Annotated in this window: 22 protein-coding genes and 1 pseudogene; 5 read left to right on the top strand and 18 right to left on the bottom strand. The window is 36.7% G+C overall.

All coding sequences use genetic code 11. The annotated features are described in order from the left end of the window. Positions 1-7 precede the first annotated feature (7 nt). The 6 genes from G5B98_RS03755 to G5B98_RS03730 form a co-directional block, all read right to left on the bottom strand. Positions 8-538, bottom strand: a complete 531-nt coding sequence (locus tag G5B98_RS03755; protein WP_196087221.1) for a hypothetical protein — start codon at positions 536-538, stop codon at positions 8-10. Further along, on the bottom strand, positions 535-1,854 hold the full coding sequence (locus tag G5B98_RS03750) for an ATP-dependent DNA helicase (protein WP_196087220.1): 1,320 nt from the start codon (positions 1,852-1,854) through the stop codon (positions 535-537). The genes G5B98_RS03755 and G5B98_RS03750 overlap by 4 nt, the downstream gene beginning before the upstream one ends. After that, positions 1,855-3,864: an SH3 domain-containing protein gene (locus tag G5B98_RS03745; RefSeq protein WP_196087219.1), complete on the bottom strand. Its 2,010-nt coding sequence runs from the start codon at positions 3,862-3,864 to the stop codon at positions 1,855-1,857. Between the two features lie 93 nt (positions 3,865-3,957). Next, complete coding sequence (locus G5B98_RS09530) at positions 3,958-4,083, bottom strand: hypothetical protein (RefSeq protein WP_269775686.1); 126 nt, start codon at positions 4,081-4,083, stop codon at positions 3,958-3,960. A gap of 41 nt (positions 4,084-4,124) precedes the next feature. Further along, positions 4,125-4,571 carry a DUF523 domain-containing protein gene (locus tag G5B98_RS03735; protein WP_196087218.1) on the bottom strand — a complete coding sequence of 149 codons (447 nt, stop codon included), beginning with the start codon at positions 4,569-4,571 and terminating at the stop codon, positions 4,125-4,127. Next, positions 4,568-5,434, bottom strand: coding sequence for a D-amino acid aminotransferase (locus G5B98_RS03730; RefSeq protein WP_196087217.1), 867 nt, complete (start codon positions 5,432-5,434; stop codon positions 4,568-4,570). The genes G5B98_RS03735 and G5B98_RS03730 overlap by 4 nt, the downstream gene beginning before the upstream one ends. A gap of 104 nt (positions 5,435-5,538) precedes the next feature. On the opposite strand from G5B98_RS03730, the gene G5B98_RS03725 reads away from it, so the two are divergent. After that, the gene (locus G5B98_RS03725) at positions 5,539-6,042 is read left to right on the top strand and encodes a hypothetical protein (protein ID WP_103579680.1); all 504 of its coding nucleotides are present in this window, start codon (positions 5,539-5,541) and stop codon (positions 6,040-6,042) included. A 129-nt stretch (positions 6,043-6,171) separates the two neighbouring features. Here G5B98_RS03725 and G5B98_RS03720 read toward each other — a convergent pair whose 3' ends face one another. Then, complete coding sequence (locus G5B98_RS03720) at positions 6,172-6,465, bottom strand: hypothetical protein (RefSeq protein WP_021090986.1); 294 nt, start codon at positions 6,463-6,465, stop codon at positions 6,172-6,174. A gap of 2 nt (positions 6,466-6,467) precedes the next feature. Further along, positions 6,468-7,391: a 16S rRNA (cytosine(1402)-N(4))-methyltransferase RsmH gene (gene rsmH, locus G5B98_RS03715; protein ID WP_196087216.1), complete on the bottom strand. Its 924-nt coding sequence runs from the start codon at positions 7,389-7,391 to the stop codon at positions 6,468-6,470. A 127-nt stretch (positions 7,392-7,518) separates the two neighbouring features. On the opposite strand from rsmH, the gene G5B98_RS03710 reads away from it, so the two are divergent. The 4 genes from G5B98_RS03710 to ftsZ all read left to right on the top strand — a co-directional run bounded on the left by G5B98_RS03710 (position 7,519) and on the right by ftsZ (position 12,291). Next, complete coding sequence (locus G5B98_RS03710; protein WP_196087215.1) at positions 7,519-8,106, top strand: class II aldolase and adducin N-terminal domain-containing protein; 588 nt, start codon at positions 7,519-7,521, stop codon at positions 8,104-8,106. Positions 8,107-8,245: 139 nt separating this feature from the next. Beyond that, positions 8,246-9,703, top strand: a complete 1,458-nt coding sequence (locus G5B98_RS03705) for a peptidylprolyl isomerase (RefSeq protein WP_196087214.1) — start codon at positions 8,246-8,248, stop codon at positions 9,701-9,703. Between the two features lie 6 nt (positions 9,704-9,709). Then, positions 9,710-11,137 (top strand): cell division protein FtsA, encoded by a 1,428-nt coding sequence (gene ftsA / locus G5B98_RS03700; protein ID WP_196087213.1) that lies wholly within the window; start codon positions 9,710-9,712, stop codon positions 11,135-11,137. A gap of 14 nt (positions 11,138-11,151) precedes the next feature. Next, positions 11,152-12,291 carry a cell division protein FtsZ gene (gene ftsZ, locus G5B98_RS03695; protein WP_087584329.1) on the top strand — a complete coding sequence of 380 codons (1,140 nt, stop codon included), beginning with the start codon at positions 11,152-11,154 and terminating at the stop codon, positions 12,289-12,291. A gap of 89 nt (positions 12,292-12,380) precedes the next feature. On the opposite strand, the gene G5B98_RS03690 is transcribed toward ftsZ, so the two are convergent. The 10 genes and pseudogenes from G5B98_RS03690 to G5B98_RS03645 all read right to left on the bottom strand — a co-directional run bounded on the left by G5B98_RS03690 (position 12,381) and on the right by G5B98_RS03645 (position 22,393). Next, positions 12,381-12,674, bottom strand: a complete 294-nt coding sequence (locus tag G5B98_RS03690; RefSeq protein ID WP_103649382.1) for a metal-sulfur cluster assembly factor — start codon at positions 12,672-12,674, stop codon at positions 12,381-12,383. A gap of 3 nt (positions 12,675-12,677) precedes the next feature. Then, positions 12,678-13,868 carry a peptidase M50 gene (locus tag G5B98_RS03685; protein ID WP_196087212.1) on the bottom strand — a complete coding sequence of 397 codons (1,191 nt, stop codon included), beginning with the start codon at positions 13,866-13,868 and terminating at the stop codon, positions 12,678-12,680. A 1-nt stretch (position 13,869) separates the two neighbouring features. Further along, positions 13,870-14,208 carry a hypothetical protein gene (locus G5B98_RS03680; RefSeq protein WP_021090578.1) on the bottom strand — a complete coding sequence of 113 codons (339 nt, stop codon included), beginning with the start codon at positions 14,206-14,208 and terminating at the stop codon, positions 13,870-13,872. 73 nt (positions 14,209-14,281) lie between these two features. Further along, complete coding sequence (gene msrB, locus G5B98_RS03675) at positions 14,282-15,322, bottom strand: peptide-methionine (R)-S-oxide reductase MsrB (RefSeq protein ID WP_196087211.1); 1,041 nt, start codon at positions 15,320-15,322, stop codon at positions 14,282-14,284. An 80-nt stretch (positions 15,323-15,402) separates the two neighbouring features. Beyond that, complete coding sequence (purH, locus tag G5B98_RS03670; RefSeq protein WP_196087210.1) at positions 15,403-16,935, bottom strand: bifunctional phosphoribosylaminoimidazolecarboxamide formyltransferase/IMP cyclohydrolase; 1,533 nt, start codon at positions 16,933-16,935, stop codon at positions 15,403-15,405. Between the two features lie 21 nt (positions 16,936-16,956). After that, positions 16,957-17,529, bottom strand: a complete 573-nt coding sequence (locus tag G5B98_RS03665) for a hypothetical protein (protein WP_196087209.1) — start codon at positions 17,527-17,529, stop codon at positions 16,957-16,959. After that, on the bottom strand, positions 17,530-18,273 hold the full coding sequence (locus G5B98_RS03660) for a TerB family tellurite resistance protein (protein ID WP_196087208.1): 744 nt from the start codon (positions 18,271-18,273) through the stop codon (positions 17,530-17,532). Positions 18,274-18,276: 3 nt separating this feature from the next. After that, a complete protein-coding gene (locus G5B98_RS03655; protein WP_196087207.1) occupies positions 18,277-19,338 on the bottom strand; it encodes an SDH family Clp fold serine proteinase in 1,062 nt (353 codons plus the stop codon). Positions 19,339-19,341: 3 nt separating this feature from the next. Then, complete coding sequence (purL, locus tag G5B98_RS03650) at positions 19,342-21,531, bottom strand: phosphoribosylformylglycinamidine synthase subunit PurL (RefSeq protein ID WP_196087206.1); 2,190 nt, start codon at positions 21,529-21,531, stop codon at positions 19,342-19,344. A gap of 272 nt (positions 21,532-21,803) precedes the next feature. Next, a pseudogene (locus G5B98_RS03645) lies at positions 21,804-22,393 on the bottom strand (NAD(P)H-dependent oxidoreductase). Positions 22,394-22,425 lie beyond the last annotated feature (32 nt).

Raw genomic sequence — 22,425 nt, 5'->3', positions numbered from 1 at the left:
ACTTCTCTCAAAAATCTTTTCCAAATTCTTGAACGTTATTTAGATCGATAGGCTTTTGAACTACATCATTTGGATCTGGCGAGATGATGATCTCATTGCCCTTTTTCTTCTTTTCTGGTTTTGTTACAATCTCTTCATTAACACTTGGATCGGAGCATAAATTTTGGCTTTTTATTGCTTTTATGATCTCGCTTAGTTCAAGATTATTTATCACTTTTATATTTAAGATAAGCACATCATCGATATCAAGAGAGTGCTTTTTGGCTGCGTATTTTATGAAAAGCTCTTTAAATTTCTCTTTTCCCATTGAGGTTAAAATATCTTCCACGTAAAAGCTACCAACTATTATGTTTAAAGCATCAAGCACATACGCTTCATTTTCTTCAACATCACGTCCGACAACTTCAAGATTCATATTTATCTTTTTTGTTAAATTTTGTCCAGCTTTTGAGTAGATATCTGTTTGAAAATCTCTTACTTTTAGCACGTCTGCAAATGCAAAAATACAAAAAGCAAGGCTTAAAAATAGCTTTTTCATAAATTCTCCTTAATATGCAAAAATACGCTTTCTTGGTAAAATTTCTTAACTTCGTCGTCAATTTTAACCACTTTTCTTAAATGCTGCCTAAAATCACTTTTTTTATCATAAAAAAGTTTTAAATTTTTAGGACTTACTGCACGAGAAAGTGCGACGTAGAGTTGTCCTTTGGCAAAAATATGGTTGATATTACAAATGAGCGAGTTTATGCTCATTCCTTGAGATTTGTGGATGGTTAGCGCATAGGCAAGTTTAAATGGAAACTGGTAGAGCGATGCTTGTACATTTTCTTCGATCTCATCTTCGTTTAAATTTAACGAACTAAATATATAAGCTGCTTTTTCTATCTCACAAATTTCGCCGCTATCTTTTTTCACGATCACGCTTGAAATGACGCCATTTTCTTTTAAAATTTGCATGATCTTGCCTTGCTCGCCGTTATAGTACTCGCCCCACTTATTTGACGTAAAGATGATCTTAGCGCCTATCTTCATCTCCAAATCTCTTGAGATATTTAGCGTATTTGCCCATTTTTCAAACTCTTTTTTATCTAAATTTTCATCCAAAATGCTCACATCTGAGTTTGAAATTTCAAGTGGCGTCCTAAGCTCTGAGAGCCTTTTTTGATTCAGTATTTCAGCCTCGGCGTTTCTGCCAAAAAGCACGCTCGTATCATCATCTGGCTCTATCTTGGTCACTCTTAAACTCTCTATATAGCTCATTATCTCATCATCTAGCTCACCAACTCTAAGACGAGAGAGAATCTCATAAAATTTAAGATCGCTTGTACGCTTTGAGACCAGTAGCTCGACATTTGTAAATTTCATATCCTCCCACGCACTGGAGTTAAAAGCGTATAAAAAATTAAAAAGCCTATTTTCGTTTTGCACCTTTTGCACTGGCGGAAGCTGATAAAAATCGCCCACTATAAGCACCCTACCTTTAAATTTGGAAGTAAGTAGTCGATATCTTATCATCTCCATTAAATCTGAGCTCACCATTGAAATTTCATCAATTACAAGCAGATCACAAGCATCTAGCATATTTCTTAGCTTGCTTAGTTTGTCTTTTTGATGATAGTCAAAGCGCCTTAGCTCCTCATAGTCCTTGCAGTAGCCAAATTTAAAAAAGCTATGCAAGCTAACTCCTCCAAGGCTAACAGCACTTATGCCAGTTGAGCCAAGGATTATGACGTTTTTAAAATTTTCTTTGTAGTGTCTGATGATGGAGGCCGTTAGATAGCTCTTGCCAACACCTCCGCCACCTGTTAAAAAGACGTTTGAGCGAGATAAAATTTCTAAAATTTGCTCTTTCATCTACTCAAACATCTCTGGGCGATACTCAAAGTGCATCGTATCAAAGTGCTTCCAGCGTCCACCCCAGATAAATTTATGTTTTTCAAAAACACACACTATCTTTTCAGGAATGAGATTTTGATAGCCCTTGCTCCACTGCCAATAGTGGCTCTTTTTCACATTTATATCGATCGCGATGCCGTAGCTGTGCGGACTCAAACGGTTTGTGCCAGCGATGATGCGCCATTTAAATGTCCCACCTGGATCTTTTAAATACTCAAGCAAGCTCGCATCACTTTTTACCATATCGTTTAGCTCATTGCTTATGTCTTGTAAGGCGGCTGCAGCTCCATTTTTAGAGTTAAATTTTAAAGGCAAATTTAAAAAGTCCTTTAGCCAGATGACATTTACTAAATTTGCTTTTACCGCACTCTCGCTTGAGCCATAAATTTTGCCTAAAAATTCATAATTTCTACATCTGCCAGCATCGCTTAGTGCGGTGCTAAGCGGCGAAAATGCAGCGTAATCAAGCGCATTCATATCCTCTATATCAGCACCGATACTACACTCATCATCTTTTTGTTTAAAGTCATCATAGACTAAACTCGTGCCATCGCTAAATTTGACTAAATTTTCCTCCACTTTAACCCCATAAGCACGCTCAAGGGCAGAAATTTTCCTTGCTTTGTCGCTTATGAAATTTTCAGGTTTTATGACGTTTATAGAGTCCACCTTTGAAATGAGTAAATTTGAGTTTTGTATATCGCTTCTGTTTTGTCCGATGTTTAACGTAGTTACTGCCGTAGCACCGATTAACGCTCTGCCGTTATTTTCGGTTTTTAGTCCCCAAGCATCATGCACTACATATATATCATCGCCCTTGTATCCAGCATAAAGCATGATATGCCCTGGCAGATGCACAAGCGTAAGATATGGCACACCTTTTTCTTTTATCTCTTTTGTCTTAGCGGCGTTACTAAGTCCTTTTAGATCAAATTTTTGTCCCATATTTGCTTGAGCTCTTGAGTTTCTGGGCAACCACACGCCAAAACTTGCTAGCAAATCTTTAGTAAAAAGAGAGCAATCCCTTAGCTTATCGACCCCACCCCAACCATAAGGCTGAGTAAGAAGAGAGCTAATAAGTGTTTTTAGATTTGAGTCATTAAATTTAAGAGGAAAAAGAGCGCCAACAGACTTTGGTAGCACAAATTCTCTCAAGAGATTTCTTACATAAATTTTTCCGTAGTAGTTTTTACTATCCTGTGCCAAAACAGGCAGTATCGCTCCAACTCTTGAATAAAACAAGAAATTTCCGACCTTATCATAAACTGGCATTTTATCCGTTTTTATAGTCACAAAACTTGACTTTTGATAGGCATTTGCCTCATCATCGCTTATAAATTTAATATCCTCGACCTTTACCCAGCCCCAAACCGCATCATCGCTAACAAACGCCCATGCCTTATCTTTAGAAAGATGTGAGACAAAAAGTGGATGAGCAATGCTTAGTGTTGATTCTTGCAGATAGTCAAACGGATAGCCCTCTCCTGGAGTTTGTGGATTTAAAAATATCGGCTCATCGGTTGGAAAATTTCTTAAAGCTGTGTTTGCCGAAGTTAGAGCATAAGCAGAGATGCTTGAAAGAGCTGAAAAATTTGCATTGTCCTTTTGTGCGTCAAACCAGCTTTGAGGTATCTGTCTAAAATTTGAGCCAAAATACTTTCTCTTTTCGCTTGGCTTATATATATTAAATGCCCAAAAGACATCGTTTGGATTAAATTTTACACCCTTTAATGTAAAAACCTTAAACCTTCTTTTTAAAATTTCTTCTTGGTCAAAGCTTGCACTTTGCACATTTTGCGGTAGCGACGAGGCATCTTGCTTCATTTCAAAATCAAGCAAACTAATGCGTTCATTTGGCTTATATACATTTTCATCTGGTAAAGAATTTTGCACACTTGGCTTTGGTTGGGTCTGCGAACATCCCAAAAACAAAGCAACACTAAATGCTAAAAATATACCCTTTTTCAACTTTTTTCCTTATTCTTAAAAATAGCTTCTACAATCAAAACAAAAATATAAAACATCTTTTCATCGTTGTTTTTGCAAATTTGCTTCATAGTCTCATTCTCGCTTTTTACTTTTATATCGTTTGAGCTTAAAAATTTCTACAATATCAGAGCCAAATTTCTTTGAAAGCTCACCCACTTTTACATCATTGAGAGCATCTACAAAACCTTGCCACGACATACTTAAAGATCACCTCAAGCATAATGTTGTCTTTTGGTTTATCAAACATCAAGCCCTGCTATCTCATCTTCACTAAAAACTAAAATTTTATTTTCTTTTAGTAGTTTTGCTGTGATGCCATCGCCTAAAATAAGCCTCTTGCTAAAGCTTCCATCATAAATTTGCCCACTTCCACAACTTGGACTTTTTGATTTTAAAATAGCCTTTTTGCAACCATTTAGTTTGGCTATCTTTAGGCAAATTTCTGCTCCTTTTTTAAAATTTTCACTCACATCTTTACCTGAAAATTTACAAATAACTGCACCATTTTTCATCTCAGCTGGCTCTCTTGGCGTGCTAAGCCCACCAAAAACCTCTGGACAAACAAAAAGCAGATGATATCTCTTTGAAATTTCATCTAAAACATCTTTATTTAAAAGATTATTTTCGCCGTTAAATTTACAATTTATGCCGACTAGGCAAGCACTTATTAAGATTTTTTCTCTCAAAGTCCAGCTTCTTTTAAAAGTTCACTAGCATAAATTTCACGAAGTTCGCTTGAAATTTCTCCTACTTTTGCACCATTTATCGCCTTGCCATCAGCATAAACGACTGGCAAGAGTATAAGCGTAGCAGCCGAGATAAAGACTTCATCGGCATTATAAACTTCATCCATGCTAAATTTTCGCTCCTCTATCTTAAGGCCAATATCTTTAGCGATCTTTAAAAGTCTCATACGGCGAATTCCTGGCAAAATTTCATTTGAAAGCGGTTTTGTGATTAAAGTTTTATCCTTGATGATAAAAGCACTTGAGCTACAGCCCTCTGTCACAAAGCCATTTTCCACCATAAAGCCCTCGTCTGCGCCTTTTTTGTGAGCTTCATTTTTAGCGTAGCACTGAGCCAGAAGTGAGATAGACTTGATGTCGCGCCTTTTCCACCTGATATCCTCGACACTTACCACTTTTATGCCAGTTTTTGCAGCAGGATTGTTTAAAATTTCACTCTCGTAGCAAAAGATAAAGACACTTGGTGTTAGATTTTCCATAAAATAGAAATTTCTAAACGCCACACCTCTTGTTACTTGCATGTAAATTCCGCCCTCTTTCAAGGCGTTTTTAGCGATTATATCGTTTAAAATCGCTTCAAATTTTTCCTTTTCGTAGGGCAAACTTATATCTATTTCATTTAAGCTTCTTTCAAATCTCGCCCAAAATCCATCTTTATCAACCATTTTTGAATTTATCACAGGTACAACCTCATAAATTCCATCACCAAATATAAATCCTCTATCAAAAGCACTAACTTTTGCCTCGTCTTTTTGCAAAAATTCTCCATTTAAAAAGACGGTTTGTAAAGCTTGATCTGCCATTTTTAGCTCCTTAAATTTTGGGCAAATTGTATCTAATTTTGTTTGAATTTATAGATTCTTGGATATAATGAGCCAAAATTTCAAAGGTAAAAAGTCTATAAAAAATGCAAGAAACTTTAAAAGATAGAATCATAAAAAACGTTTTTTTTGTTTCAAAACAGCCAGTTTTATTTAGGGATCTACTTGAAGCAAATGCCCTTTTTAACGAAGGTATGCTAATAGATGGAGCAAAGCTAAATTTTAGATTTAACCACATCAAGCTCTATCAGATTTACGCACTTATCTGTTTTGTCATTTTATTTCCATTGTTAATCATCACGCATCATTTTTTAGCAAAAACTGACGCACACATATCGATAATAGCGACTGCTGTCGTTACTTCGGCCGTTTTCATTGGCTTTGATATGTTTAAAGTTTGGGCAAGAAGAGAGATAAGTCACGATCTTATCAAGAAAGCCTGGAGTGTGCATTTTCCCTATTTTGGCTATGAAAAATACTCAAGCAAGGTCGAAGAAATTTATAATACTGCTATAAAAAATGACATATCAAAAAAAGATTTAGAACAATATATATATGAAAAGCTAATCTCTCAAAAAGAGAGTAATTAAAGTAATTAATTAGTAAGTTAAGCTAGGCTTTGTTTGTTGAGTTAACTTTATTTTTGTGCAGTTGCATACAAAATGGCTATATTATTTGCAGATATAATTTAACCATCAAAATTTAGTTTAAATATTTAGTTATTTCCATTGACGCTCTTGCATATTGTTTAAAATTTGATTTTTATAACGTAAATTTTCAAGCTTTATATTAAGAGCTCTATTTTCCTCTAAAAGCATATCTCGTTTACCACTGATATCAGCTATATCTCTACTTATATAATAAATTTGATTTGCTATGTAAATTTTTGGCAAAAATATAGCTAGAGCTATAAAAACAGCTAAATAGACCATCACTAATGTCTTAAAGCTTAAATTTACCTCACGTTTTTGCTCCTCGTCGTGAAGCGTTAGTAGCTCTTCTTTTTCTTGCATCTTTATCCCTTTATCTTAAAAACCCGTAGTTTTGCGCTCTTGCTTCGTGAGTTTTGCGCTAGTTCATTTTGGCTTGCCGTTAGTGGCTTTTTGGTCAAAATTTCGCCTAGTTCGTGGTTATTTCCGCACTCACATTTATAAACACCAGGTAGGCAGATACAGCTATTTGCCCATTTTTTAAAGCGCTCCTTTACGATCCTGTCTTCAAGCGAGTGAAATGTAATAATTGCCACAAGGCAATCCCTAAACCCACCTTTTTCTATACTATCAAGCAAATTTGTTAACTCGTCTAGCTCACCATTTACCTCTATCCTGATCGCTTGAAAGGCAAGTATCGCAGGGCTAACTCCGCGCCCTTTTATCTGGGCTGTACCTATTAGATTTGCAAGCTCTTTTGCACTCGTTATCTTGCCTAAATTTCTAGCATTTATAATCTTGTTTGTAATCCCAACAGCATTTTTTAGCTCGCCATAATCTCTAAAAATTCTAACCAACTCATCAAAAGAGTATCCATTCACAACGTCAAACGCACTAAAATTTCGCTCTTTATCCATGCGCATATCAAGCGTGCTTGAGCCAAGACTAAAGCCCCTATCGTCTTTATCTATCTGAAGTGAGCTAACACCGATGTCAGCCAAAATTCCTCTAACATTTAAAATTTCTTCTTGACTTAGCTTGCTAGTCAATTCAGAGAAGTTACTTTTATAAATTTTAACCCTACTACCAAATGGCTCAAGTTTTTTTAGTGAAAAATTTATAGCTTCATTATCTCTATCACAGGCAATTAAATTTAAATTTTCATTTTGAGACAAAATGGCACTAGAATGTCCGGCATATCCAAGCGTGCAATCTATAAAATTTCCATTTAAATTTTTAAAAAAAGATAGAACTTCATCAAGTAAAACACTGATATGTGGACTTTGCAACACTGCCTCTTTATAGTAAATAGTGTGGAAAATTTATCGAAATTTTACTTAAAAAGCTATCATTACACAAAATTTTACATAAATTTTAAGATAGCTTAAATATAATCGCTTAAACGTAGGAGAAAAAATGGAGCTAGAACACTCAATAAATGAGATAAAAACAATATCACTTTCTATGTTTAGAAAGAATTTTTTTGGCGTCTTTCACGGCTCGATTTCGGCAAGAGTCGAAAAAAATCAATTTATAATCAATAAGCAAAATGCTATTTTTGATAATTTAAAAGATGATGACTTAACACTTCTTTCATCAAAAAAAGATTATCGTTGGAATGAAGCTAGTCTTGATGCTGATATACACTTAAATATTTATAAAAATATAAATGAGGCGAGATTTGTTTGCTACGCGATGCCACCATACGCAACTGCCTACGCAATGAAACATGAAAAAATCGTACCGAAAGATTATTTTGGGTATATGAGATTTGATAAAATTTCTGTTTATGATCCAAAACAATATGATGACTGGTATGAACGTGCAGAAACTGAAATTTATAGATATATGCTAGAAAAAAATACAAATATTATTATTGTTAGAGGATATGGCATTTATGCCTACAGTAGAAGCCCTCAGCTTCTTGCAAAAGAGATAGCTCTACTAGAAAATAGCTGCAAATTACTTCATTTAACTAGTGGTTATAGCGATTATAGTATTTAAAAATTTTGCTAACAATACTAAAAAATTGTTAGTAAAATCCTCCACAAAGGCATTTTTAAAGCCCCTATTTTAAGCTTATTTAAGGCAATTTTATATAATATATCATACAAATTTCGTTAGTCTTTTAAAGGAAAATTTAATGTTGTCTTGGATGCAAAAACATAAAAAATACCTAGTTGTTACCATCTGGGTAAGTACAATAGCCTTTGTTGGAGCAGGCTTTGTAGGCTGGGGAGCATATGATTTAAATAGCAATCGAGCCACTTCAGTAGCAAAAGTAGGACACAGAAATATAAGCATTCAAGAACTGCAACAAAAATACGATAATTTGTATCAATACTACAATAATCTTTTTGATGGTAAATTAACGCAAGAAAAGGCCAATGAGTTAGGCTTACAAAATGCCGCACTTCAGGCTACAATTCAAGAGAATTTACTGTTAAATTTTGCAGACGATATAGGTCTTAGTGTTAGCAAAGATGATATTTTAAAATATATAATCGCTGATCCAACATTTCAAAAAGATGGTGCTTTTGATAAAAATTTATACTACGATATTTTAAGAAGGGCCAGAATAAATCCAACCGATTTTGAAGAAAATTTAAAACTAACAATACTACTTGATAAACTTAGAACTATTTTAAATTTACCAGCCAGCAAAGAAGACATTGCAATGATGGAAGCAAGCTTTTTTATGCAAGACAAATTAGCAATACAGATAATAAATGCTAATCAAAGTAATATAAAAATAGATGAAAAAGAGCTAAAGGATCTTTGGGAGATAAACAAAAACAACTATATGACGAAGACGATATATGGTCTTGAAACATACTTTATAGAGTCAAACAAAAATGATGTAAATCAAACTACTTTGAGTGACTACTACAACGAAAACAAGGAGAGATACAAAGGCTCTGATGATAAAATCAAATCATTTGACGAAGTAAAGACTGAAGTTATCAAAGACTACAATATCGAGAAAAGCAAGACTGATGCTTTAAAAAAATATACCTCTATCAAAAAAGCTGAGCTTGCAACAAATAAATTTATTAGTATAAATGAAGATAATGCGACATTCTCACTTGATGAAATAAAAGGGGCAAAAGTTGGTGAGGTTATAAAACCATTTACATATAAAGATGGATATTTGATAGTTAGGATAAAAAGCATAACTCCTCCACAACCTATGAGTTTTGAACAAGCAAGAGCAATGGTACTTGAAATTTACAAAGATAAAAAGAAAAAAGAAAACTTAACAACTATAGCAAAAGAGTCTTTACAAAATTTCAAAGGAACTGATATAGGCTTTATTAGTAGAGATATAAATAGCTCTATCTTAGGACTAAATGAAAGTGAGACTAGAGCTTTTGTTTCTCAACTTTTTGAAACTAACAATAAAAAAGGTTATGTTATATTAGAGGACAAGGCCGTTATATACGATATTTTGGAACAAAGGTTGCTTGTAGATAATATAGATAATAACTATAAGCAAATAATACAGCAGAACGTTACAATGCTTAAAAATAATGAGCTAATAAAAGATTTAACAAACAAACTTAAAAAATACTATGAAATTAAAGAATATATCAAAAGGTAATTTATCTTGAGTACAAAAATTTTAGGTATAGATATCGGCTCTTTCCAGATTTGTGCAGTAATAGCACAACATGACGAAAATGGTATTAAGATAATTGGAATTGGAACTGAAAAAACGCAGGGAATAAGGAAAGGCGTTATAACCAATATTGAGCAAGCTGCAAAGTCTATAAAAAATGCATTAATAGAAGCACAAAGGGTTGCAGGAACACGCTATGAAAAAGTCATAGTTTCTATTTCTGGTGCGTATACAAAAAGCGTTGACAGTAGCGGTGTAGTAAATATACCAAATCATGAAATAGGCATAAAAGAGATTGAGCGTGCTATGCAAATGGCCGATCATACAGCTGATATACCTCATGAGTATGAAAAATTACATGTTCTTCCTTATAATTTTAAAGTAGATGGACAAGAACATATTGAAGATCCAATAGGTATGAACGGTAGTAGGCTAGAAGTGCAAACACATATTGTTACAGTACAAAAGTCATCTATTAGTAATCTAAGAAAAGCCGTAAATTTAGCAGGTGTTCAACTAGACAACATAGTCCTTTCGGGATATGCTTCTGCGATAGCAACATTAACAAAAGATGAGAAAGAGCTTGGCGCCGCACTTGTTGATATGGGTGGTGCTACTTGTAATCTTGTAGTACATTCTGGAAATTCTATAAGATACAATGAATTTTTACCTGTTGGCTCAGCAAACATTACAAATGATCTTTCTATGGCTCTGCATACACCTCTTCCAAAGGCAGAAGAGATAAAATTAGGCTATGGTGCTTTAATAAATAAGTCAGTTGATCTAATAGAACTTCCGATCCTTGGAGATGAAACAAAAAGCCACGAAGTTTCACTGGACATAATATCAAATGTTATATATGCCAGAGCAGAAGAAACCCTTATGGTACTTGCTAAGATGCTAGAAGATAGCGGCTATAAAGATAGCATTGGTGCTGGAATAATACTTACTGGTGGCATGACTAAGCTAGAAGGTATTAGAGATCTTGCATCTGCGATATTTGACAAAATGCCAGTTCGTATAGCAAAACCAAAAGAAATGGATGGATTATTTGAAATTTTAAGAGATCCAGCAAATTCTTGTGCTATAGGACTTTGTTTATATGGTGCTGGCAACTTTAGCCCATACGAGATTGATTCTGAGAAAAAAATGAGATACCAAGGGGAAATAGCCTCAAAACCAAAAGCAAATTTTAGAAATGTTTTTATAGAAGAAGAAAATGTACAAAATTTTGGACAAGAGGTGCAGGATCCAAATGAAAAAGAGGATAGTTTTTCTGATAAAGATTTTGAATTAGAGATAGCAAATAAATCAAAAAACAAAGAAGAACTTGCCAATATTGCAGATATTAGCAAACAAGAAAAAAAGCCAAATGCTTTTGCAAAATTTTGGTATAGTATTACACAATTATTTTAAGGAGAATTTCAAAAATGAGTAGCTTCACAGTAGAAGAAAATAAAAGCATCTATGGTGCAAAGATAAAGGTCGTAGGTGTAGGTGGAGGTGGTGGCAATATGGTCAACCACATAATAAGAGTTAATCCAAATTTAAACATAGATCTTATTGTTGCCAATACAGATGCTAAGGCTCTTGAAAATTCTCTTGCACATACAAAAATACAGCTTGGAGAAAAGACAACAAAAGGTCTAGGTGCAGGCATGAGACCTGAAATAGGAAAAGCTGCTGCTGAAGAGAGCTACGATGAAGTAAAAAGTGCACTTGAGACATCAGATATAGTTTTTATCGGTACAGGACTTGGTGGTGGAACTGGTACAGGCGCAGCTCCAGTAGTTGCTCAAGCTGCAAAAGATATTGGTGCACTAACAGTTGCAGTTGTTACTATGCCTTTTATGTTTGAAGGAAAAAAACGTAGAAAATTGGCTGATTGTGGCCTTGAAGAGCTCAGGAAAGAAAGCGATTCTATTGTTGTCATTCCAAACGATAAACTCCTAACATTAATTGATAAAAATGCTGGCATAAAAGAAAGCTTTGAAATGGTTGATGAAGTGCTTGCAAGAGCCGTCAATGGCATGAGTACGATCGTGCTTGATTCAGGAAAAAGCGACATAAACCTAGACTTTGCAGATGTTAGAACGATTATGAGCCATAGAGGACTGGCTTTAATGGGTGTCGGCGAAGCAAGTGGCGAAGATGCAGCACAAGAAGCTATAAAAAATGCTATACAATCACCGCTTCTTGATAACATGACAATAAATGGTGCATTTGGTATTTTAGTTCATTTTAGAATAAGCCCTAGTTGCCCACTAGCTGATATCAATAATGCAATGAGTATTATTCATGAGGCAGCAGATGAAGATGCTGAAATTATATTTGGTACAACAACTGATGATAAAATAGAAGACAATAAAGTTGAAGTTACAATAATAGCCACAGGTTTTCAAAGCTCACAAAAAGAAGCTGAGAAAAAAGATGAAGTACAAACTTCTAATGCAAACGATATCATAAAAAAAGAGCGTATATTAAGACTTAAAAAAGTTAGTGGTGGATATGACGAAGACTATATGTCACAGCTTGATGTGCCATCATTTATGCGCCATCAAATGGACTAATAAAAAACAAACTCCTTAAAATTTCTAGAGAGCTTTTGCTCTCTAGCTTATTAAAAATTTACAAACTTTCAAATCTAAAAACTTAAAATTTAAACTCCAAGTTGTGCTTTTACAAAATCGCTTGCCATTTGTATATTCCACTCAGGCTCCCAGACAAGATCGATCTCACACTCTTTGACACCTTCTATATCAAGCACGGCAGTTTCTACCCAGCTAAGTATCATTTCGTGCAGTGGGCAAGATTTGGTTGAAAGCGTCATAGTAACTTTTGCTTTGCCATTCTCATCGCAGCTCGCATCATATATAAGTCCGAGCGAAACGATATCAAAGCCAACTTCTGGATCAACGATATTTGACAGTGCGTTATAAATTTTTTCTTTCATTTTTTATCCTTTAAAACCAGTAAATCTAAAAATATTTATTATATTTATCGATAGCAAAACTATACTAAGAGCTATAAAAATCATACCTGCTTGCACTAAAATTTCTAGTTCAAAGCAAGTTGAGAGAAGATAGCAAAGAAGCGAGATAGCATTAAAAGCTATACCAAAATAAGCTATCTTTTTTAGTATCATGGCATCAAGAAGTGGCACTTTTACCTTTCCGACAAAAGGTGCTACGTAGTGATACCATATGAGAAATGGTGCGATCTTGTAAAGATGGGCTACTATAAAAGCAAATAAAAAGCCATATATTAAAAAATATGCAGCTAAATTTAATTTGCCTAAGGCTATAAAAATAGCAGCACCAAGTAAAGCCACCAGTGAAAGTACGATATTTACATTCCAGTAATCATACGCCTTTCTAACGCGTTTTTTTAAAATATAAAGTGCTTGAGCTATAAAAAGTAAAGCTGCCACACATATTGACAAAATAGACAAATTTTCATTAAAAGCTAGTAAGATGCCACCCAAAATATAGCATGCTAGTGAGGCCTTGCTAAGTGTAAATTTTAGATCGTGAGCTAGTGCAAACATAGGTAGGAGTACGCTAGCAGCTCCAAGTATCACAAGAAACACAAATCCTAGCACAAAATAGACGTGAAATTTTAGTGTCATCTCAAAATCAAGCATCAGCGTGCCACTAAGTATCATAAGCAAGCAAAAACCAAGCGTTATTCCAATTACCAAAAAGATAGCTGAAACAAAAAGTGCAAAGGCCGCAAAGCTCTTTTTTTCATTATCCATAAAGCTTAATGCGTAAGTCGTTGCAAAAAAAGCGAGTGAGCAAAAAAGCAAAACTCCACTAATTTGTAAAATTTTAGCCTCAGCAAATAACATCCCGTAGCACATGCCCAGCAACGATAGACAAAAAATAGCCAAATTTAAAATAGCACCTTTTGCAGTAAAAAACGGCTTTTCTAAGATGACTGAGGTTAGCTGATAGAGCGCTCCGATGATAATGCTCATAACAAAGCCAACAAAAAATATATGCAAAAAACCAGCTGTATTTAGTGAGCTGATAGCATCAAAATCTGCATAAAAGAATGCCGGCACACTTAATGCTAAAAAGAAAATTCCAGCAATAAAATATCCACCGACTAACTTAAATGGTGGTGCGTAAGTATTTAAAAGCATCTTAGTGGCAAAGACTCGTATCTACGTCTTCTATGTTTGCACCGTCTTTTAGGCTAAAAATCATCTTTACAGCCCCACCATCTATATCTTCACGCTCTATATCAAAGCTCTTATCTATCTTTGGTATAAGACCAGCTGGAAATTTATGATTTAGCATCATAATTTTTGTGTTTTTATCAGCAAATTTAATAGCGATTAATGCATTGACCATTGGCTCTGGCGGCACGCAAGGACGTGAGTCAAAGCCAACAAAATTTACACCATTTTCATTAAATTTATAAAATGGCACGGTTGCACCATCGACATTAAACTGCTCCGCATTTTTAAAAAAATCACTCATTTTTTCTCCTTTTAATTTTGGAGAATTATACTCTGATTAAACTTTTTAAACTATTGATTTGCTTCAACAAAAGCTATTTTACATAAGGTATAAATTCCTCGTATCCCAGCCTTGCCATATCTTCAAGCGGTATAAATTTAAGGCTCGCACCGTTTATGCAATATCTTAGCCCGCCCTTATCGCTTGGTCCGTCATCAAAGACATGACCAAGGTGCGCGTCGCTGTTTTGTGACCTCACCTCAACCCTTTTCATCATAAACGAGTTGTCCTCCTTATATGAAAGAGCTGTTGTCGTTATAGGCTTTGTAAAGCTTGGCCAGCCACATCCTGCATCAAATTTATCTGCACTTGAGAAAAGTGGCTTTCCACTCGTTATATCTACATAAATGCCTTTTTGATCAAATTTATCATACTCACTGCTAAATGGCCTCTCAGTTGCAGCTTCTTGCGTCACGGCATACTGCTCGCTACTTAAATTTTTCTTTAGCTCATCTTTACTAAGCGGCTTAAATTTCGCCTCATCGTAAAGCGGTTTATCGGCTAAACCTAGGTCAATGTGACAATATCCAAAAGGATTTTTATCAAGATAATCTTGATGATACTCCTCACCTAAGACGAAATTTTTAAGTGGCGTCACCTCAACCACGATCTTATCTTTAAATTTCTTTTGCTCTATTTTCATAAAGCTCTCTATCGTTGGTAGATCACTTTCGCTCACATAGTAAATTCCGCTTCTATACTGCCTACCGACGTCATTGCCTTGTTTATTTAGCGATGTCGGGTCGATCACTCTAAAAAAGTGAGCCAAAATTTCAGCCAAAGCGACTCTATTTTCGTCGTATTTTACATAAAGCGTTTCAGCATGATCGCTCTCATGAAGCTCGCGGTAGCTAGTATTTTCGCTTTTGCCATTTGCGTAGCCTACCTTTGTATCCACTACGCCAAATATCTTTTTAAAATATCCCTGCATACCCCAAAAGCAACCACCTGCTAGATAAATTTCTTTTAAATTTTGCCCTGCCATCGTCTGCTCCTTTATAAGCTCGTCTTTTGCCACCAAATTTAGACCAAAAAACACTGCCGCCATTAAGATAAATTTTAAGATATTTTTCATTCTATCTCCTTTCGTTTTTGAAAGATTATACGAAAATTAAAGTTATAAAGTGTGAAGAAAGGGGCAAGTGCCCCTAAATTTTAGTGTAAAAAGTGTCTAACGCCAGTAAAGTATAGCGACATGCCATGCTCATCGGCAGCCTCTATCACCTCATCATCTCTAATGCTGCCACCTGGCTCGATGACACATTTTACGCCGACCTTACTAGCGATATCGATACTATCTCTAAACGGAAAGAACGCCTCACTTGCAAGTACGCAACCGCTTAGATCGATCTTTAGTTCTTTTGCCTTTGCTACGGCTGCACGAGCAGCATCAACGCGGCTTGTCATACCCATGCCAATAGCTACCATTGCGCCATCTTTTACATAAACTACGCAGTTGCTCTTCGTTAGCGCAGCCACTTTCCACGCGATCTGAGCATCCTTTAGCTCGCTACCAGTTGCAAATTTCTTGCTCATTTGCTTCATATTTTCAAGCTCTTCGTCTTTTACATAGTCTCTTTCTTGAAATACAAATCCACCATCAACGTGCTTAAAGTCAAATTTATCATTTGAGCGAACTAAAAATTTATTGTCTTGAGTGAAAATTTTGATGCGTTTTTTACTCTCAAAGACCTTAAGCGCGGCTTCATCAACATTTGCAGCAATTATTACCTCAACATAAATTTCATTTATCTTTTTAGCTAGCTTCTCATCAAGTGTGCCATTTATTGCAACCACACCGCCGTAAGCTGAGATCGGATCGCATTTTAGTGCAGCTTCGTAGCTCTCAAGCAAATTATCTTTTACCGCAAAACCGCAAGGATTAGCGTGCTTGATGATAGCCACAGCTGGCGCGTCATCAAAGCTAGTTGCAAGCATCAATGCGCCATTTATATCGGTCATATTATTGAAACTTGCCTCGCCTTTTAGGGCTCTAAAGTTGTTTGTGAAGAAATAATCAAACTCATAAAGTGCGCCTTTTTGGTGTGGATTTTCGCCATATCTGGTGTCAAAAACCTTGCTTCCCACGATAAATCTAGCATCGCCAAAACCGCCATTAAATCTATCATTCATATAGTTTGCGATCATGCTATCATAAGCCGCTGTGTGTTCATATGCCTTTATCATCAGCGATCTTCTAAACTCAAAATCATCACTTTTTTCTCTTAGGCGCTTTAAAATTTCATCATAATCAAGCACGCTTGTAACGATAAGCACGTCTTTAAAATTTTTAGCTGCACTTCTTACCATGGCTGGGCCACCGATATCGATATTTTCGATGATCTCGGCAAAGTCATCAGTCCTGATGGTAGTCTCTTTAAAAGGATATAAATTTACGCAAACTAGGTCGATACCCTCGATGCCATGCTCTTTTGCCTGAGCCACGTGCGTAGCATCGTCACGTTTGTGCAAGATGCCGCCATGTATCTTTGGATGAAGCGTCTTTACCCTGCCCTCGAACATCTCAGGCGATGCCGTAAATTCGCTAACTTCAGTTGCTTTGACACCATTTTCTTTTAAAAGCTTAAATGTGCCACCAGTTGAAAGTATCTGCCAGCCAAGCTCTTCTAGCCCCTTTGCAAACTCTACAATGCCCTCTTTATCGCTAACACTAAGCAACGCTCTCATTTTTTCTCCTTTATTAAATTTTTATCTTTTTGTTAAACACATACCTTTTACAAGCAGAAGCTGCCCCATTTTTATATCCTTTGCGATATTCTTTATCGATAAGGCTTCTAGCGTAACCATAACATTTGCAGCTGCATCTATATAATAGTCTTTTCTCTCTACAAAGTTTTCACGCTTTTGACCAACAATATCAACGCTAAAGGCATAGCTTGAAATTTGATTGCCATCAAAATATCTCGCATCTAATACGCTTAAATTTACAGGCTCCTCTTTCTCAAGCGCCTCGCATATCTGCTTTTTCGAGCTAAATTTCATCACCTTTATACCGCGATCATACGAAAATATATACTCACTAATTTCATTTAATTTTTTTGCTTGAACTGACATAATGTCGCTCTTGTTGCCATCTTTGTCGACAAATATTATTCTCACATTACTATCTTTAACATCGTAGTTGCTGATAACTAACCTTTGATCTCGATAAAGCTCACTTTGTGTAAGCTTAAATTTTATCTCTTTTCCATCGACATTTACCACTTTAAAATCATTACAAAAGCCAGCCACCGCTAGCAGCAAAATAATAAATTTCTTCATCTAAACTCCAAATTGCTCTTTTAATCGTCCATAAGCCTCGTTTATCTCCTGAAGCTTTTTAGTTGAGCGCTCGATCACCTCTTTACTCTCTCCCCTGCCCATTAAAATGTCGGGATGATACTGTCTTACAAGCTCTTTGTAACGAGCTTTTATCTCTTCAAGACTTGCATTTTTACTAAGTCCTAAAATCTCAAAAGCATCTTTTTCTTGGACCATTTCATCGGGATTTGTATCAAATCTTGAGCCATAAAAGCTATCAAATTTTGAGATGATCTCATCAAGCGTTTCTTTATCAATGCCAAATCCATAAGCGATATTTCTTATAACATCTTGTTCGCTTTTGTTAAATTCTCTATCGATATAGGCTAAATTTAGAAAAAATGTGAGCCTAGCGACGCATATATCGTAGTTTAGATTAAAAGCACTCTTGTAGTTTCTAGCGGTTTCATAGGCGTTATCTATATTTTCTTTTTGCTTGTTAAAGACCTTTTTTAGCTCATCTCTTAGCTCTTTACCGCCTTTTGTAATAGCAATCAAATCATCAAGCGTTTGGCTAACAAGCCTTGCCTCAAGCTCACTGACTCTGCCATCACTTTTAGCTACTTTTGCAAGCAATGCCACAAGAAATTTAGCCTCACCAAAGGCTAAATTTTCTCTTTTTCCTTGTGAAGCATTGCCGCTTTTATAGACAGAAAAAAGCAAATAAAAAGCGACAAAAAGAACAATGTAAAAGATAAAATTCATAAATTACCACAAGTGATAGATAGTATTTTTTATTTTGCCATTTACTAGCTCGTTTTTACGCCAAGAGCTCTCGTCATTCATCACATTCCAGCGACGCTCTTCGGGACGGTAAAACCAGTCCTTGTCTATCTGATAGTAAATTTGCTTGCCATTTGTTTCAATGATATTTGCGATATTGTTATCATGGTAGCTATTTTCATCATAGTCAGTAAAAGCTCGCTGACCCATCTCAGAGTAAAGTAGCGTTAGCTCCTGAAGCATTTCATTTAGATCATCATCCATCTTTTTTACATGAAGGCCGATCTCGTACGCCTCTCTAAAGAGAATTGGATATTCATGAGCTGGATAGTCGCCATTTAGCCTTTCAGAAATTTCTGCGATCTTTTTATCGTCCTCGATATGATACCTAAGAAGCTCGGTGCAAATCTTAAGCGATAGCGAGCTAGCACGGTCAACCGCACCAAAAACTAGCGGATGAATATACTCATAAAGTGAGTTATAGGGGTTTGTGTCGTTTGGTCTATCTTTATCTTGCTCTTTCCAAAGCTTGACCACACGACTAAGTTCGTCCATCGAAACGCTCACAAGCTCATTGCCTTTATTTGTCGGACTAAGCTCGTGTTTGAGTGAGGTATCAACAGGCGTTAGATAGGCAAGTGGTCCCATGACGATCTCATTTGCGCCAAGTGCCATCATGGTAGCAGCCGAGGCGCAGTTTGCAGGTATTAGGGCTATTAAATTTTTGCAGTAATTTCTAAGTGTAGTGATAATCCTAAGAGCGGCGATACCGCTTCCGCCGTCACTTTTTATAAAAAGATAAGCAGTATTTATCTTTTTGCCCTTTAAAATTTCATACATAGCACTCGCGTCATTGCCGCAAACGCTACCAGCGTTAGAATTATAGTAAGTTATCAAAGTAGCGTTTAGTCTTTTTTCGATCGATTTTATTAAATTTTGTGTCTTACTAAAAAGCACCGGCGGTTTTGCTACGCCTCGCTTTTCAACTTGTTCTGTTTCCTTTTGCTCATTTTCAGCCTCAGCGACCTTACTCTTTTTTAAAGCCATTTCTTAATCCTCTTTTCTAACGATTTTTGCAAACTCATTTAGATAAATTTCTCTTATCTCATCCACACTCCCATCGATATCATTTAGTTTAAATCTTCTGCCACCACTAACGCCGATCTTTTCAAATTTCACACCAAATTTAGCCGCAAGCGCTTCAAATTTAGTCTCGTCTTTCACTCCTACGACTGCTCTTGAAAAGCTCTCATCAAAGATGAAATTTGGCTCTTTAAATTTAACTTCACATTTTACACCGATGTTTGAGATGCTAGCCATTTTTGCCAGCGTGATAGCAAGACCGCCTACGCCTACGCTATTTGCAAACTCTAAAATTTGCTCTTTATTTGCCTCTATCACTAGCTCCCAAAGGGCTCGCTCAGCTTTATAATCAACCTCTTTTAACTTACCGCCAACCACGTTATATAGCGCCTTTGCGTAAAGCGAAGCTGCAAATTCTCCGCTTGTCTCGCCAAGCAAGTAAATCGCCCTACCCTCGCTTAAAAATGTGCTTTTTAGGTTTAAATTTGCATCTTCATTTACACCAACCGTGACGATGGCCGGCGTTGGATAGACGCTAACGCCGTCAGTGTCGTTATAAAGGCTCACATTACCGCTCACAACTGGCGTATTTAGCTCACGGCAAGCCTCTTTTATGCCCTCGCAGCCCTCTTTGAACTGCCACATAACCTCTGGATTTTGCGGGTTGCCGTAGTTTAAGCAGTCAGTTATCGCAAGTGGCACAGCACCGCTCATCGCTACCTTTCTACCAGCTGCAGCAACTGCTCTTGCAGCGCCAACTTTTGGATCAACGAAATTTGCTCTAGGATCGCACTGAGCAGCCATAGAGACGGCCTTTTTAGTGCCTTTTACTCTGATACTTGCAGCGCCCAAGCAACCTGGCTGTTTTATCGTATTTGTCTGGATATTTGCGTCGTATTGGTCATAGATAAAGCTTTTATTTAGCACCTCTGGCTCTTTTAAAAGCTTGAAAAATGCGGTTTTGTTATCAACATTATTTGGAATTTGTAAATTTGCTATCTCATCAAGGTATTTTGGACGTGCGACTGGACGATCAAGCACTGGAGCTGCCTCGCTCAGTGGGCCGATAGGGATTTCACCTGCAAGCTCACCATGCCAGTAAAGCTGCATCACGCCGCTACTTGTGACCTCGCCGATGATCTCAGCGTCAAGGTCCCACTTTCTAAAAATTTCAAGTACCTTTTGCTCATAGCCTTTTTTGGCGCATATTAGCATACGCTCTTGAGACTCGCTTAGCATTAGCTCATAAGGCGTCATACCAACTTCGCGCATCGGCACGCGCTCTAAATACATCTTCATACCACTGCCGCTTCTGCCAGCCATCTCAAAGCTAGAGCTTGTAAGTCCTGCTGCACCCATATCTTGGATGCCGATGATGTAGTCTTTTTTAAAGAGCTCCAAGCAAGCTTCCATAAGTAGCTTCTCAGCAAATGGGTCGCCTACTTGCACCGTTGGGCGAAGTGATTTATTTTCATCGTTAAAGCTATCGCTCGCCATAACAGCACCGCCAAGTCCGTCTCTGCCAGTCTTTGAGCCCACGTAAATGACTGGATTGCCCACGCCTTCAGCCTTGCCATAGAAAATTTCATCACTTTTACAAAGTCCAAGCGCGAAAGCGTTGATTAGGATATTGCCATTAAAGCTAGGATCAAATGTAGTTTCGCCGCCGATCGTTGGGATACCCATGCAGTTGCCATAGTGTCCGATGCCAGCGACACTTCCTTTTAGCAGATATCTATGCTTTTTAGCTAGCTCGCCCTCGCCTCTTATCTCGCCAAAACGAAGTGAGTTCATGTTCGCAACAACTCTTGCGCCCATCGTAAAGACATCTCTTAAAATTCCACCAACGCCAGTTGCAGCGCCCTGAAACGGCTCGATAAAGCTTGGGTGGTTGTGACTCTCCATCTTAAACACAGCTGCAACCCCGTCGCCAACGTCGATGACGCCAGCATTTTCACCAGGTCCTTGGATGACCCAAGGAGCTTTTGTAGGAAAGCCGTTTAGGTATTTTTTACTTGATTTATAGCTGCAGTGCTCACTCCACATCGCTGAAAATATGCCAAGCTCTAGTAAATTTGGCTCACGTCCTAAAATTTTTAAGATCTCTTCATACTCTTCGTCGCTGATTTTATGTGCTTGTATGGTAGCTTTATCCATTGATGTAACCTTTTAAGAATTTTAAGCCATTTTACAATCTTGCTTATAAAAAGTTACTAAAAAGCCTTTTGAAATTTAGCAGAATAAAGCATTATTGAGAGAAATTTGCCTACTTTGATAAGGCCTTTTTATATTAGCATTTTTAAAATTTATACCAGTGCTTTATTTTTGCTAGCATAGTAATAAAAAGTGGCAAAATTTTCAAAACTAGCTCGTAGCTATTTTATTGCCACTTTTATTTATATTTGCGGTTTTGTTTCTAATTTAAATTTCTATTTTGTATTTTTAAAAACTTTTTCAAGATGCGCTTCATACTCTTTTAGATCTCTTGGCACATCTGGCATCTTGATGACATCGTAGCAGACAAAATATGGAAGCGGCTTCATGCCCAAAAACTCATTTGCCTTTCTAAAATGAAAGTAAACCCCATCGATCCCGCGCGCATCAAAAAACTCATTTGGATCGCTAAATGCCTCAGCTGGGGCATTCCAAGTAAGGCTTAGCATAAATTTCTTCTCATTTAGTAAGCCGCCCTTGCCGTAGTTTTTATAGTTGGATCGACCCTGTGTCTGCCATCGCTAGTATAAAGCTTGCCATGACCTGCAGTAAAGACCTCGTCGATATATTTTTTCGCTATCCAAGGCTCACCCATCCACCAAGCTGGCATCTGCCAAACTACTGCGTCCATCCATAGAAATTTCTCGACTTCAGCCTCTATATCATAGCCATGATCTATTGCGGTTTGCTTTATCTCGTGACCCATTTTTGCGAGTTTTTCGCTTGCAAGATCGTGAAGTGTTTGATTGAGCCTGCCATCTGAATGGGCAAATTTTTTACCACCATTTATAAGTAAAATTTTCATTGTATCTCCTTTAGAAAACGAAAATTTTAACC

Source organism: Campylobacter concisus (assembly GCF_015679985.1).
GTDB lineage: Bacteria > Campylobacterota > Campylobacteria > Campylobacterales > Campylobacteraceae > Campylobacter_A > Campylobacter_A concisus_AC.
This window is presented reverse-complemented; position numbering and strand designations above follow the sequence as displayed.